The organism is Streptococcus sp. HMSC078D09, assembly GCF_001813675.1.
In the GTDB taxonomy this organism is placed as follows: domain Bacteria; phylum Bacillota; class Bacilli; order Lactobacillales; family Streptococcaceae; genus Streptococcus.
The window spans coordinates 727,069-742,500 of the sequence record NZ_KV813675.1 but is presented as its reverse complement, the minus strand read 5'-3'; the positions used below and the strand labels follow the sequence as shown (position 1 = coordinate 742,500).

The window sequence follows — 15,432 nt, the reverse complement described above, 5'->3', positions numbered from 1 at the left end:
GCTACTGTGAAAGTACCTACACCGTCTACATTCTTCGTAGTTGAACCATCTTCGAAGGTTGCTGGAACATTTTCGTTGATGGCTACTGTCTTCTCAACCCCATCAATGGTTACTGTTCCACCCTTGAATTCAGGTTTACCTGTTTGAGTGGCACCTTGGATATCTTCTGTTTCAACTGGAGTTGCTGTTGGTGTGACAGGAACGATTTCAGGTGTGTAAGTTGTATCTACCTTGATACCGTTAGAACTTTCAGCTTGAACCTTGGCTGGTGTCACTGCACCAGTGTAAGATTTATCAGTCGGTGTGAAGGTTACTTGACCAGTTGTAGGATCGATTGAGTAAGTACCGATTTCAGTCGTACCATCAGCAGCATAAGCTGGTGTGCTTGTTACTTCATTGCCATCATTATCCAAAAGCGTGTAGCTATTATCTTTGATTGTAATAGCCTTATCTTCACCGTTGACTTGAACAGTTGTTCCAGCAAAGGTTGGTGTTCCAGTTTGAGTCGCACCTTGGATATCTTTTGAAGTTGCAGGGTTAGCTGTTGGAACAGCGGCTACAACTGTTGGTGTGTAGGTTGCATCTGAAGTGATGGTTGCTGTCTTACCGTTCGCATTGGTAATCGTTGCAGTTGCTTGAACTGTCACACCAGTTGCAGTTCCAACGAAGTCTTTTTCAGGTGTGAAGGTCACTGCTCCTGTAGTAGGATCGATTGTATATGTACCTTCCCCTGCTACTGTTACAGTTGTTTCATCAGTCGGTTGACCAGTTGCTGGATCCACCAATTTCTTGCTTGTGATTTCAGCAGTCTTATCGTTACTCAAATCAAAGGTTGGTGTTTGGGTTTGAGGAACATTTTGAATATCCGCAGAAACCTTGTCTGTAGGAGTCACTGTGATTGGAGTAACCGTTGGTGTGTACTTAGCTGTCGCTGTCTTAAGGTATTCATCACGGACGGTACCGTCTTTATCTCTTCCGACAGGAGCTGTCACTGATACGGTAACACCTTGATCTGTACCTGTGAATCCTGGTTCTGGAACAAAGGTTACTTTACCAGTAGCATCGTCAATGCTATATGTTCCTTCGCCTGCTACTGTTACAGAGGTTGCATTGGTTACTTGACCAGTCGCTGGATCCACCAATTTAGCAGGGTATTCCAAACTTGGAGTAACAGAGATCTTTTCGCCATTAGCATTCGTTGTCGTTGTGTTAAAGGTTGGTGTACCTGTTTGAGTCGCACCTTGGACATCTGTCGAAGTCTTATCTACTCCTTCAATATCAGTTGGTGTAACAGTTGGGATATAAAGACCATCCATGGTATTCAAAACAGTATCAACGTTAGCTTCATCAGCTGGGAATTTTGTTGACCAACCAGTGTCATAGCCGTTGTTATCTGTACGACGGATCGAAATACCATCCGCTGTTCCTAAGAAGTGATCTTCCGGAATGAACTCAACATCCACTGAAGTCCCGTTTGGTGTGATCTTGTATTTCCCTTGACCAGGCACAGCATAGTAGCCATCTGCTCCTGGTGTGACGACTTGACCTGTACGGTTGTCCACCATCTGTGGAGCTACTGTTTGGTCAATCTGAGCCTTATCTGTAAGACTATACTTATAGAGACCACGAGCCGTAAAGGCTACAGTAGAGCTTTGTTTTTCGCCTTGAAGGCCCGTTGTTTCTTTGACTTCCCCTTTTGGTGGGTGAGTAACCTGAGTTCTGAAGTCTTCAACTTCCCCTGAGAAAGCCATTCCTGTCGGACTCTCGATTTGATCAGCATCCTTAGCAATTCGCAAGCGGACGCCTAGTTCATTGACACTTGGATCGATATAGGTTTTGCTCTTAGTGAAACTTAGGGTAACGGTTCCATCCTTGGTAATAGTAGCCAAGTCAGAGCGTTCGTCTTCATCAAAGGTTCCGTTTTGGTTAAAGTCAATCCAGCCATAAATATGCGCTTTAGGCGCCCCACCTGTGTGAGCTTCCACCGAAATAGTGTAGTTTCCTGGACGAGTGCGGTCCATCTTGATCATCTCATTGGTTGTCCCTTTGAGCTCAGCTGGGAGCAATTGATCAACTCCTTCGTCAGCCGTAGTTGCCTTATCATCACCAAACCAGTCGAGGGTATTGTTTTCATCCATATCTGGACTCAAGTGACCAAGATACGGTTGATTTACTTTAGCTCCCGTAACACCGTCTACAGTTGCGATAGAGTGGATAGCCTTCCCATAAGACGCTGGTGCATCCCCTTCATCAAGTGGGAAGAATCCAAGCATGGCTGATTGTTTACCTGAAGATGCGATATACAAGCCAACTTCGGACGCTCCTTTTGTCATGACAAGAGGAACTGCAACACTACTTGCAGAAATATTTGGCCCGAAGACCCCTGTTCCGAGACCCCCAGTTGTTAAATCGGCACTTCCAAAGTACTTCCAAGCAACTGCTTTTTTATCTGGCCCCACTTGATCTGAACGTCGAATTAGATCAAGGTTCGTCCTATAGAAACTCAAACCATCTATAACAGTGGAAGGATTTGAGCCAAATAAATTGTCTGTATCTTGTGGAATAAAAGTTTTGGTATTTTTATTTCCATATTTATACCACTCCCCAATGTGTTGCCAACCTTCTCCGTTTGTGGTGAACATAACCAATTCACTGGGGTTAGCGGACTCACCATCTGCCATGACAATGGCAGGTTTTACAGCTTTGCCACGGAAGGTCGCAGATATTTCAAACTGAACACCAATATTTCCGCCTTCAAACTCGGAACTGATGGTCGTTTTTTTAGTGCCAGTATTGATGCCTTCACCTCTTATTTCTGTCCAACGGTTTTGAGCTTCGGCAATAATTTTAGCTTCTTCACCAGCACTAAAAGCTGCTTTCGTTGCAGCTGTATTAGTCGCATTCATATAACCATTTCTGGCATTTGGATCATAGGTAGCCTTTTCAGCTTCAGTCGCTCCTCGTTCTTCAAGACGTTTTTTATAAAGTTCTGTCGCCTGGAAGGGTTTTAAGGATTTAACCTTGATCTTGACCACATAGCCAGGCATGATTTCCTTGGTGTAGGTCGCGCCGACCTGGAGAGCAAGTTCCCCTTTCGATGTTGTCGTCGTTCCTGTCCAGCTAGCTGTATCGCCAAAGTCCAACCAAGCGATTTGGCTGGCCAAGTCTGTAGCTTTGATATTTGTTGTAAAGCCTGGTTTTTCTACCTTTGGAGTTGAAGTGGCATCTTGGACATCATCCGCGATGAGGTTTGGATCGTTTGCGTCACCCAATGCACGGCGATTACGGCGTTTACCAGAAGTTTGTGCTGTCTCTTCAGTGGCTAGTGTATTGTTTGTTGGTACACCTTGTCCAGCTGAAAGAGTTGGTGTTTCTTTTTTAGCTGCACTTGTTGAAGTTGCTCCTGCGGCATTGTTTGCTGGTGTAGCAACTGATAAGCTTGGTGTTTCAGAAGCTGTTGATGTTTCTGGAGCAGTTGAGGCAGCAGATGCTGCTGTGCTCGCGCTTGAAGCGACACTTGTAGATGCTACGGCAGTTGATGATGCTGGTGCAGTGACGACTGGGTTTGCATCATAAGTCGATGTAGCTGGTGCAGTTGATGCTGCTGAAGTAGCTGTAGACGTTGCGGACGCTTCTGACGCTGTTGCAACTGCTGCTACACTTTCACTTGTCGTATCTGTCTTTTCTTCTGCGGCTGCACTTGCGGCTGTCCCAACCATGACAAGTGTTCCGAGAAGGACAGAGCAAACACCCACATTCAATTTACGAATTGAGAATCTGCTAATACGATCATTAAATAAGTCTTTCCCCATCTAGTGGACCTCCATATTTATCCATAAATTAACATTCTTTTTTAAATTGTTTAGTTTTCCCCAAATCTTATCTATTTTAACAAAACCCGAACAATATTCAAAACATTTTGACTGAAAAATGAGTAAAAAAATTTAGCTTATATACTTTTACATACAAAAGTATATAAGCTATAGATCAAGCTACGGAAAAAGTGTAATTTTTTTAAATCGCAAGATCAAACTTCAACTGTGGCTTCACTGGATCATAATCGACCAATTCAAAATCTTCTGGTTTGATATCAAAGAAATTGGTCCCGTCTGGCACATTCAAGACCAAGCGCGGATGGCAATCAGAGGGCTCGCGACGGAGCAATTCCTCTGCTTGTTCAAATTGGTTGTCATAGATATGAAGGTTATTGATGAAGTAAAAGAACTTCCCAACCTTCCAGCCAAAGTGCTTAGCAATCATCATCTGTAGGGCTACATACTGCATGGCATTGATATGGTGAGCCACCAACATATCATTCGAACGCTGGGTCAAGGTTGCATCTAGATAGATCTCCCCATCCACGCGCCGTACGTCAAACATGGTCTGAAAAGCACAGGGCAAGAGTCCGTCGGTCTCCTCAAAGGCTTCATAATCCCAGAGGGAAATAATATTGCGGCGATTCCAAGGATTGGCTTCTAATTGCTTGAGGATTTTATTCGTAATGTCATGCTTTTTGACAACAGCTCCATAGCGCTGACCGATTGTCCGGCTATCACCTACTTCCCAATCATTCCAGTAGTGGACATTGTACTTGTCTTCTAAAAGATCTAAGCTATTCGACTGATCCTGGTAGATCCAGAGCATCTCTTTGATAGCTGATTTAATCGCGATGGGACGAAGTGTCGTGATAGGAAACTCACCTTTTGCGAGGTCGAATTCCATAAAGGCTCCCGTGATGTACTTGGAGTTGGCAGTTCTACCATCCTTGTACTTGGGACGGGCTTGCTCTGACCAGACTCCTTCTTCCATGATTTTTCGAATGTTTTCTTTAAAAATTGTATCTGCTTTTGTCATATACTCTCCTTGAATCCAGTTTTGTCTTCATTATATCACAGGAGACAGAAAAAAAGGAGATCCCAGCACGAGCCAGATCTCCATTTCATCTTATTGTAATACAAGGGATGCAGCACCGATCACACCGGCGTCATTTCCCAATGTAGCAAGCGCCAATTGAGTAGATTCACGTACTTGTGGGAATGAGTTTTCTTCAAAGACCTTGCGCACGCCGTCCAAGAGGAAGTCTCCGGCAGCAGATACCCCACCACCGATAACGATCTTAGATGGGTTCAAGGTTGAACCAATATTGGCTGCAGCAAGTCCAAGGTAACGTGAGAAGTTCTTATAAACGATCAAAGCAAGAGCATCACCCTCTTTTGCTAGATCAAAGACTGTTTTAGCGGTCACTTCTTCACCATTGTCGATCAAGACTTTCAATTGAGAATCTCCTTCGTACTCGTCTGCATAACGACGAGTCAAGTTGACGATACCTGTTGCAGACGCAACCGTTTCAAGACAGCCTTTTTTACCACAGGTACATTGGATTGGATCATCAAAGTCAACAGTGATGTGACCAAGCTCACCAGCAGCTCCACGTACACCATGCAAGAGACGACCTTCAGCGACGATCCCACCGCCGACACCTGTACCAAGGGTCATGAAGACAACATCTGGTTGGTTTTCACCAGCCCCTTTCCAACGCTCACCCAAAGCAGCAACGTTGGCATCATTGTCGATAAAGAATGGAATATGAAGGGCACTTTCGATCTTTTCTTTGACTGGTTGAAGGGTCTTCCAGTTCAAGTTGTAGGCACCGATAACTGTACCTTTTTCACGGTCAACGACACCAGGTGAACCCATTCCAATTCCTTGGAACTCAGAAGCATCAAGTTCAAGCATTTTCAAACGATGCGCGATGGATTCGATCATATCATCCACGATATGGCTACCTTCATCCAAGATATTTGTTTTAATAGACCATTTTTCTTGAACTTCCCCATCCAAAGTAAGGATAGCAAACTTAATTGAAGTTCCCCCAAGGTCAATCCCAATAATTTTTTTAGACATCTGTAACTCCTTTCAAACTTGTAAACACTTACAGATCTATTATATCAGACTTTTTATCAAACGCAAAGGTTTGCACGTAACTTTTCTTAACTTTTTAACAAGAGACTAAAGGATTGAAATCCTAAAATGAGGAAAATCAAGCCAATAATATTTAATAGAAAGACGCTAATCGAAAGCGGACTAACGATTAAGAATAAGCCGATGAAGAGCTGTAGCAAGGCAAAGAAAATATAACGCTTGGACAGTTCTTCAACCTTTCTCGAGTAGAAATTGGCTTTTCGGAAGTTTAGAATCGAACGGTAGATCAGCCAAATTCCTAAAGTGACTGGAAAGACAATCGGCAAGGTCTTGTAGCCATAAAGCAGTAAGTAGACCGCAAAAACCAAGGCGACCATACTGTGAAAGAGCTGTTGTTGCTGAATGATACCAGCTTGGCGCAATCGGTAATAGCGTGAAAAACGCGAAAGGGAAATTAAAAAGAAGCCACAAGAAATCAACCAGCTAAATGAGCCGATGTGCTCAATCGGATTGATAAACAAGACGATACCGATAATGGTAAAAATAGTGGCTGAAATCCCAAGGGATATCCGGTTCAATTGATTCATAGTGCCTCCTTATTCATCTAATTCGCTCAGGTATTCATAGCGATCGTACTTTTCAAGCAATCGCTCATTTTCCTGATCCAATTCCTTTTGAAGGGCTGACAATTTGCCAAAGTCAGAGCCGTTTTCATTCATCTCCACTTCAATCTCTGCGATCCGATTTTCAATGGCTTCGATATCTGCTTCAATGCTTGCCCACTCTTGCTTCTCCATGTAGCTCATGCGCTTCTTCTCTTCTTTTGGCTTAGCAGGTTTCTCTTTTTCAACCTTGTGACTGGCCGTTACTTGAGCTGCTTCAAAGGCTTTCTCATCCAGATAATCCGTATAATTGCCAAAGAACTCCCGAATGCCCCCATTTTCAAAAGCCAGGATCTTGCTTGCCACCTTGTCTAGGAAATAGCGGTCGTGGCTAACGGTAATGACGGGACCTCCAAAGTTTTGAAGAAAGTTTTCCAAAACCGTCAAGGTAGCGATATCCAAGTCATTGGTTGGCTCATCGAGGAGAAGCACATTGGGTTTTTCAATCAAGAGTTTTAAAAGAAAAAGGCGCTTCTTCTCCCCACCGGAGAGTTTTTCAATCAAGGTTCCGTGCATAGAACGTGGGAAGAGAAATTGCTCCAAGAGATCTGCGATCGAAGTTGTTCCGACAGTCGTCTTCACTTCCTCGGCAACTTCTTGTAAGAAATTAATCACGCGCTTACTCTCATCCAAACCATCAATCTGTTGTGAGAAATAAGCCACTCGGACGGTTTCCCCGATAATGACTTGCCCAGACTGAGGCTGTAGTCGCTCAGCGATCAAATTGAGTAGGGTCGATTTCCCGACACCATTATCTCCGACGATCCCGATGCGATCCTTATTTTGAACTAAAAGGTTGAATCCTTGGAGAATGGGTTTGTTTTCATAGGCGAAATCGACCTCTTTAAACTCGATGACTTTCTTACCAATCCGGCTGGTCTCAAAGTTCATCTCCAAATCTGTCTGGTTGCTTTGACCAGACAAGTCTTGCTTGAGATCATGGAATCGATTGATCCGTGCCTGTTGCTTGGTCGCACGCGCCTGGGGTTGCCGCCGCATCCAGGTCAACTCCTGCTTATAGAGTTGCTGCTTCTTATGAAGAAGGGCTGCATCACGCTCATCTTGCTCAGCCTTTAAGCGGACATAATCCTGGTAATTGCCCTGATACTCGATCAAGCCACCTCGATCCAACTCAAAGATCCGCGTCGAGATATTATCCAAGAAATAGCGATCGTGGGTAATGAAAAGCACGGTTTTCTTAGAGTTCTTCAAGAAATTGGTCAACCATTCGATAGTATCAATGTCCAGGTGGTTGGTCGGCTCATCTAGTAAGAACAGGTCGTGATGGGACAGCAAAACTTGGGCCAGTTGCACCCGACGACGCAAGCCCCCAGATAGATCCCCAACTTTGGCGTTCAAGTCTTCAATTCCAAGCTTTGAAAGGACTGTCTTAACCTGACTCTCGATTTCCCAAGCATTGAGCGAATCCATCTCCGCCATGACCTTTTCAAGACGTGCTTGGTTCTCTTCTCGGTAATCCGCCATCAAGAACTCGTAATCGCGAATCAGCTGCATTTCGCGTAAATCACTAGATAACACTGTATCCAGAACCGTCTTTTGATCATCAAAGTCTGGTTCCTGAGTCAAATAACCAATCGTATAATCACTCTTGGCAGAAAAAGGACTCACATCTCCATCAAAGCCAGAGCGACCTGACAACACATCTAACAGAGTGGTCTTTCCAGTCCCATTGACCCCGATCAATCCGATCCGATCCAAGTCATGAATGATAAAGGAAATCTCACGAAAGACGGTCTTATCTCCGACAGATTTGGTTAATTTATCGACAATAAAATCGCTCATTTTTCCTCCTCTTTTGCTTGCTGGATATAGGCAATGATGGACTCTTTCTCATTGGCCAGTTCCCCATCGACAATGGCATATTCAATCTTTGTCAACATCTCTCCTAAAGCTGGACCTGGTTGAAAGCCGTAGTCTTTGATCAGCATACCGCCATTGACCACCACTTCATGCTTATCATGAATGGTCAAGCTATCATAAACGCGCTCGATGGCCAAATAATCCACACTCAAGGCATACGCTTCACGAAGCTCTTCAGCCACTAGCAACAAACGCTTCTCATACTTGTAGCAGGCACGCTTGTCTAGACTTCCATTTTCTCGAAGTTTTAGAATCTCCACGATCTGCTCCACCGTCTTGGCAAAGTCTCTAGAGGTCTTCCATTTCTTAAAGAATTTTGGAATATCTTGAATCTCTAGTGCTAAGACCAAAGCAGCCCAGGCTTGCTCAGAAGTTGAAAAGGTATATTCCAACTCTATGTCAAACAAACGCTCGATCGCTTCTTTGCGATCCTTCATCTCTGGCAGATAGTGATAAGCTCCACTGGCTAGCATAGCCTCCAAGCCTTGTCTCCAGTATGGAGAAAGCAAGAGTTTATCAAACTCGATAAAAGTGCGCTCTACTGAAATTTTCTCTAGTAAGGGAGCACACTCCTTCATGGCATCAAAGGTCGCCTCTTCTAATTCAAAGCCGAGACTGGCTTGAAAACGAAAGCCTCGCATGATCCGGAGCGCATCTTCGTTAAACCGTTCGTGAGGAAGCCCAACGGCCCGAAGGACTTTGTTTTCTAAATCTTCTAGTCCATGAAAGAGGTCAACAATCTCTCCTTTTTCATTTAAGGCAAAGGCATTGACCGTAAAATCACGACGCTTGAGGTCTTCTTCTAGTGAGCGCACAAAAGACACGGAGCTTGGACGGCGATAATCGACATAGACATCCTCCGTCCGGAAGGTCGTAATTTCATATTCTTGCCCATTTTCAAGGACCAAGACGGTCCCATGTTCGATACCGACATCTACTGTGCGATCAAAAATCGCCTTGGTCTCTTCTGGGTATGAGGAGGAAGCGATATCGACATCGTGAATGGGACGATCCAAGAGGGCATCACGGACAGATCCCCCTACAAAATAGGCCTCAAAACCAGCTGCTTTAATCTTCTCTAATATTGGTAAAGCCTCCTGAAACTCAGAAGGCATCTTTTCTAATCTCATAGTAAGTGTTCCAAACCATAGACAAGCTCATGACGCTTGACAACTTCTTTAATCCCTAGATTTACTCCTGTCATGAAGGAAACACGATCATAGGAATCATGACGGAGAGTCAACCCTTCGCCTTGGCTACCAAAAATCACCTCTTGGTGAGCGACTAGGCCAGGCAATCGAACCGAATGGATGCGCATCCCTTCAAACTCTGCCCCTCTAGCTCCAGGCATCAACTCTTCTTCATCTGCTGCACCTTGCTGGATCTTCTCGCGCTTCTCAGAGATCAACTCAGCTGTCTTAATTGCTGTTCCACTCGGTGCATCTTTTTTCTTATCGTGGTGCAATTCGATGATTTCCACATTTGGGAAATACTTGGCTGCTTGCGCTGCAAATTGCATCAAGAGCACGGCTCCAATGGCAAAGTTCGGCGCGATCAGGCCACCCAAGCCCTTTTCACGTGAAAGGTCTGTCAATTCTTGGATCTGCTCAGGAGTGAATCCAGTCGTTCCCACAACAGGCGCAAAGCCATTCTCAATTGCAAAGCGAGTATTTTCGTAAGCGACCTTGGGCATGGTAAAATCTACCCAAACATCTGCCTCTAGACCCACAAGATCTTCTTTGCGGTTAAAGACAGGGACTCCTGCAACCTCTGTCTCATCAGTAAATGGATCGATCAAGCCAGCTAATTCTAACTCAGGATCTTCAGAAACCATCTTGTAGGCTGCTTGTCCCATTCTTCCCTTGAAACCTGCGATAATGACTTTAATTGACATAGAATTCTCCTTAAACGATAGGGATATACCCAACAGCTAAGCTATGGTCACCTAAGTGCGTCCCAATAACCCCTCCAAAAGTAGCAAAAGGAATATCACCTTCCACTCCTTCTTCAATGAGCAGTTGGCGAAGTGCTTCTGCTTTTTCAGGGACATTGGCATGGATGACAAAGACTTGGTAATGACCATCTGCGATATCTGATACAACAATCTCTACCAAGCGTTTCATGGCTTTCTTTTCCGTCCGGATTTTCTCAAAGACCTCAATCACGCCTTCATCATTAAAATGAAGAATAGGCTTGATGCTCAAGAGGTTCCCAAGAATGGCAGCCCCATTTGACAGACGACCACCTTTAACCAAGTGGTTCAAATCATCCACCATGATATAGGCAGAGGTTCCATCAATCTGGTGTTGGACATTGGCAACAATCTCATCGAAGGAACGGCCTTCACCAGCCCATTTCAAGCAGTCTTCTGCAATCATTCCTAGAGGAGCACTGGTGATTTTTGAGTCCGGAAATTCGACGGTCAAGCCTTCGAATTCATCCTTCAAATATTGGATATTTTGGTAGAAACCAGAAATACCAGATGATAAGAAAAGACCGATAGCATGCGTATAGCCCTTAGCTGTCAAACCAGATAAGACTTCTTCTAACTCTGCAACACTCGGCTGGCTAGTCTTTGGCAATTCCTTAGACGCCGCCATCTTTTGGTAGAACTCATCGTGTGTCAGGTTCTTCCCTTCAACATAAGACTCCCCATCAATATAGATCGGGATCTCTAAAATAAATAAGTCGTCGTGATGGAGCACGTCTTGCGGTAAATAGGCAGACGAATCCGTTATCACTGCTAATTTCATTGATTAAAACTCCAAATTAATACCCGGTAAATCGAGGGCAATTTCTGTGACTTCATAAGTCAAACGGTTGAGCATATTCAAGCAAGGGCGAGCCAATTCTTCCACTTCGTCTTTGCTGAATTCACTTGGTTCATTGACATAACGACCAAACAAGTGGTTGATTTGAGTGATAGTTCCACTGATCACAAAACCGTCAAAAACGATCATGTAGCTCAAGACGACAATCAAAGAAGTCGTGTTTTGTTCTTGATCACGATTGATCAATTGAAAGTTTACATCTACTTTTGTTTCAGGGATGCCATTTTCTTTTTCCCACTCAAAATTACGAGCGTCATAGTGGTATTGGCTGACAAATTCTTTTTCACGTTGAATATCCATTTTTATTCTCCTAAAAATATGCGATAGGCTTATTATATCATAATTCAGCTCAAGATACCAACGCCGAATGAGGTGATTTTTTCACTTGTACAAGAAGAAAAGGTTGGGCATTCCCAACCTTTTAGTCATATTTAGTTTTTAGGTTTGCGAAGCAATCCGAACAAGATACCACTTACGACTGCACCGATCAATACGAACAAGATGTATAGAAGTGGATTTGATGTAAGAGCGATAACGAAGATTCCTCCGTGAGGAGCCATGAGTTTCAAGCCTGCAAGACCAACAAGGGCACCTGTCAATGCTGAACCTGCAATGAAGCTAGGGATGGCACGAGCTGGGTCAGCTGCACCGAAAGGAATGGCACCTTCTGTGATGAAGGAAAGACCCATAACAATGTTTGTCAAACCTGAATCGCGTTCTTCTTGTGTGAATTTATCTTTAAACAATACAGTTGCTACGAATACTGCCAATGGAGGAACCATACCAGCTGCCATAACGGCTGCCATAACAATAGAACCACCTGAAGCAACAGATTCAGCAAGTGTACCTGTAGCGAAGACATAAGCGGCTTTGTTAACTGGTCCACCCATATCGACAGCCATCATACCGCCGACGAGAAGTCCAAGAAGGACAGCTGAGCTACCTGACAAGCTTGAAAGGAAGTTATTAAGACCAGTATTGATAGCAGCCATTGGAATATTGATGAGGAACATCAAGAATCCTGTCAAACCAACACCAAGTAATGGTAAGAGAAGGATAGAGCGGATACCATCGAGTGAACGTGGAAGACCTGCAAGGGCTTTGCGAAGTAAGAGAACAATTCCACCTGCAAGGAAACCACCAACTAAGGCACCAAGGAAACCAGATGATACGGCTGCTGGTAATTCACCTTTAGCAGCACCGTAGGCGATATTTCCAAATGCTGACCCTGAGCTAGCAATAGATCCAGCGATAAACCCTGCTACAAAACCAGGTTTTTCAGCGATTGAGAATCCAATGTAACCTGCAAGTACAGGAAGCATGAAGCCAAAGGCTACTCCACCAATTGTTTTAAATTGTGCTGCTAATACATGATAAGAACCAAGACTAGACAATTGATCTTGAGGAACACCAAGAACTTGGTCAATCAAGAAGGCAAGGGCAATCAAGATACCACCACCGATAACGAATGGAAGCATTTGAGAAACCCCGCTCATCAGGTGTTTGTAGAAGGCTCCACCCAAGCTCAATTTTTCTTGGCTAGCGCTAGCTTGTGCTGCATTTTCAGCGTGGAAGACATCTGCTTTGCCGTCCAAGATGGTTTGGATCAAGTCTTCTGTCTGACGGATACCGGCTGCGACTGGTTTAGAGATCAATTTTTTGCCATCGAAACGAGCGGTTTCAACTGCTTTATCTGCTGCAATGATGACCCCTTCAGCTTTGGCGATTTCTTCAGCTGTCAAGCGGTTGCCGACACCTGATGCACCGTTGGTTTCAACGCGGACCGTAACACCCATTTCTTCCCCTTTTTTGATGAGGGCTTCTTCTGCCATGTAAGTGTGGGCGATCCCTGTTGTACATGCTGTAACGGCAACGATAAGCGGTTTGTCAGATGAAGCTGCTTCTTTGACTGCTTCCGCTTTTTTTGCTTCTTCAGCTGCAGCTTCTTGCTCTTCTGCATCAAAGGCAGCGATCACTTGATCAGGAGTGCTTGCTTGGCGAAGTTTGTCCGCAAATCCTGGTTTCATCAAGTACTTAGACAATTCAGCAAGGGCTGCCAAGTGAGTATCGTTTGCTCCTTCTGGAGCTGCAATCATGAAGAACAAGTCTGTTGGTTGACCATCAAGAGATGCGTAATCCACACCCTTGTTTGATTTTGCAAACAAGACCGTTGCTTCTTTGACTGCTTCATTTTTGCTGTGTGGCATGGCAATTCCGTCACCCAAACCAGTTGAAGTTTGTGCTTCACGGTTCATAATCCCAGCTTTGAAAGTTTCAAAATCTGTCACCACACCATTGTCAACGAGCGATTGGATCATCTCATTGATCACGCCTTCTTTATCTGTTGCTTGAAGGTCAAACAACATCACGTTTTTATTTAAAACGTCTTGAATTTTCATAGTTTTTCTACCTCTACTTTTTCATAAGTTTCTTTAATATAGTCCGCTGTCGCCAAATCATCTGAGAAGGTGGTCGCTGTGCCACAAGCCACTCCCCATTTGAAGGCTTCGATGACGTCTCCTGTCGTTGCGAGCTTCCCAGTAAAGCCTGCTACCATGGAATCTCCAGCCCCGACAGAGTTCTTCACTTGACCCTTGATTGGTTTTGCGAAGTAAGTACCACTAGGACTTACCAGAAGAGCGCCATCACCCGCCATGGAAATAATGACGTTTTGTGCACCCTTGGCCAAGATTTCTTTGGCGTAGCGTTCAATTTCTGGCAATTCCGTCAAGGTAACGCCAAAAATATCTCCCAACTCATGGTTGTTTGGTTTGACCAATTGGGGATTGAACTCCAAGGAATCAATCAAGGTTTGCCCTTCAAAGTCACAAACGACTTGCGCACCTGTCGCACGAGTTGCTGCGATCAATTGTTTGTAAACGGCATTGCCAAGTGAAGATGGGGCAGATCCTGCAAAAACTACCACATCATCTGCTGTTAAGCTCGATAAGATGTTGAGCAATTCTTGCAACTGAGCTTCCGTCACTTCTGGGCCATTCCCATTGATCTCTGTTTCCTCATCAGCTTTGATCTTGACATTGATCCGTGTATCTTGGTCCACTGTCACAAAGTTGGTTGAAATGGCTTCGCTAGTCAATACGTCTTCAATGAAGCGTCCAGTGAAACCACCGATAAATCCAGTCGCTGTGTTCTCGATATCGAGACGCTTCAAAACACGACTGACATTGATCCCTTTACCACCGGCGAATTTATCTTCCGAAGCCATCCGATTGACCGCTCCTGTCTCTACATGATCGAGACGGACAATATAGTCAATTGCTGGATTCAGTGTAACTGTATAAATCAAACCTCTATAACCTCCGTTTTTTCTTTTAAAACCTTTAATCGTTGCGGTTCACATTGATTGGTGATAATCATGGCTCGCTTGATAGGAGCCACTTTGACAAAGGATGTCACCCCAATTTTTGAATCATCCGCTAGGATATAGGTTTTTTTCGCATTTTCGATAATCGCACGCTTGACAGATCCTTCTTCCAGGTCTGGAGTGCTGTAAAATTCATCGTCGATTCCATTCATTCCAAGAAAGGCCTTGTCAAAATTCAACTGACCGATCTGATTGAGCGCTATCCCTCCGATACTAGCATCTGTAGAAGATTTTACCTTCCCACCGATGATGACCGTTGGAACATTTCGCTCGACCAACTTGGTCGCGTGGTGAATCGAGTTGGTCACCACAGTTACCGTTGGATTGACAATTTCTTGTACCAAAAGTTCATTGGTCGTCCCGGCATCGATAAAGATCACATCATGATCTTTGATCAATTCCGCCGCTTTTACAGCGATCTTTGACTTAACTTGAATGTTTTTGATAGATTTTTCTTTATTGCTTTCTTCCTCTTGAAGAAAATGCAGGCTTTCCGCACCGCCGTGAACCCGGCGAAGTTTACTTTCAGCTTCTAATTCATCCAAGTCACGTCGAACCGTTGATTCAGACGTCCCTAGCTCTTGTACAAGGGTTTCTAAGGAAACAAATTTTTCCTTCAGTACCTTCTCGAGGATGAATTGTTTTCGTTCAGACTTAAGCATTTCTCCTCCTTTTGCAATCGATTACAAGGACTATTATACTCCATCTCCAAAAAATGTCAACACTTTTTATCAATTTCTATCATTTTCTT

General features: G+C 44.2%; 12 protein-coding genes. All 12 read right to left on the bottom strand.

All coding sequences use genetic code 11. The features are described from left to right. Window positions 1-3,812 (bottom strand): CshA/CshB family fibrillar adhesin-related protein (locus HMPREF2926_RS08805; RefSeq protein ID WP_256263031.1); only part of this gene is annotated, 3,812 nt, incomplete at its 3' end. 202 nt (window positions 3,813-4,014) lie between these two features. Continuing rightward, window positions 4,015-4,854, bottom strand: coding sequence for a thymidylate synthase (locus HMPREF2926_RS08800; RefSeq protein ID WP_070587393.1), 840 nt, complete (start codon window positions 4,852-4,854; stop codon window positions 4,015-4,017). Between the two features lie 90 nt (window positions 4,855-4,944). After that, the gene (locus HMPREF2926_RS08795; protein ID WP_021153285.1) at window positions 4,945-5,904 is read right to left on the bottom strand and encodes an ROK family glucokinase; all 960 of its coding nucleotides are present in this window, start codon (window positions 5,902-5,904) and stop codon (window positions 4,945-4,947) included. Between the two features lie 86 nt (window positions 5,905-5,990). Continuing rightward, window positions 5,991-6,509, bottom strand: a complete 519-nt coding sequence (locus tag HMPREF2926_RS08790) for a hypothetical protein (RefSeq protein WP_024055631.1) — start codon at window positions 6,507-6,509, stop codon at window positions 5,991-5,993. Between the two features lie 9 nt (window positions 6,510-6,518). Then, complete coding sequence (locus HMPREF2926_RS08785; RefSeq protein ID WP_070587391.1) at window positions 6,519-8,387, bottom strand: ABC-F family ATP-binding cassette domain-containing protein; 1,869 nt, start codon at window positions 8,385-8,387, stop codon at window positions 6,519-6,521. After that, window positions 8,384-9,595, bottom strand: a complete 1,212-nt coding sequence (locus HMPREF2926_RS08780; RefSeq protein ID WP_070587389.1) for a CCA tRNA nucleotidyltransferase — start codon at window positions 9,593-9,595, stop codon at window positions 8,384-8,386. Before HMPREF2926_RS08780 ends, HMPREF2926_RS08785 begins: the two co-directional genes overlap by 4 nt. After that, window positions 9,592-10,359 (bottom strand): 4-hydroxy-tetrahydrodipicolinate reductase, encoded by a 768-nt coding sequence (gene dapB, locus HMPREF2926_RS08775; RefSeq protein WP_070587388.1) that lies wholly within the window; start codon window positions 10,357-10,359, stop codon window positions 9,592-9,594. The genes HMPREF2926_RS08780 and dapB overlap by 4 nt, the downstream gene beginning before the upstream one ends. A 10-nt stretch (window positions 10,360-10,369) precedes the next feature. After that, the gene (locus tag HMPREF2926_RS08770; RefSeq protein WP_070587387.1) at window positions 10,370-11,218 is read right to left on the bottom strand and encodes a DegV family protein; all 849 of its coding nucleotides are present in this window, start codon (window positions 11,216-11,218) and stop codon (window positions 10,370-10,372) included. Between the two features lie 3 nt (window positions 11,219-11,221). Next, window positions 11,222-11,596, bottom strand: a complete 375-nt coding sequence (locus HMPREF2926_RS08765; protein ID WP_070587385.1) for a DUF1149 family protein — start codon at window positions 11,594-11,596, stop codon at window positions 11,222-11,224. Between the two features lie 131 nt (window positions 11,597-11,727). After that, a complete protein-coding gene (locus HMPREF2926_RS08760; protein ID WP_070587384.1) occupies window positions 11,728-13,695 on the bottom strand; it encodes a PTS fructose transporter subunit IIABC in 1,968 nt (655 codons plus the stop codon). Then, window positions 13,692-14,603, bottom strand: coding sequence for a 1-phosphofructokinase (gene pfkB, locus HMPREF2926_RS08755; RefSeq protein WP_049472531.1), 912 nt, complete (start codon window positions 14,601-14,603; stop codon window positions 13,692-13,694). Before pfkB ends, HMPREF2926_RS08760 begins: the two co-directional genes overlap by 4 nt. Then, window positions 14,600-15,343: a DeoR/GlpR family DNA-binding transcription regulator gene (locus HMPREF2926_RS08750; RefSeq protein ID WP_003001800.1), complete on the bottom strand. Its 744-nt coding sequence runs from the start codon at window positions 15,341-15,343 to the stop codon at window positions 14,600-14,602. Before HMPREF2926_RS08750 ends, pfkB begins: the two co-directional genes overlap by 4 nt. Window positions 15,344-15,432: the final 89 nt, after the last annotated feature.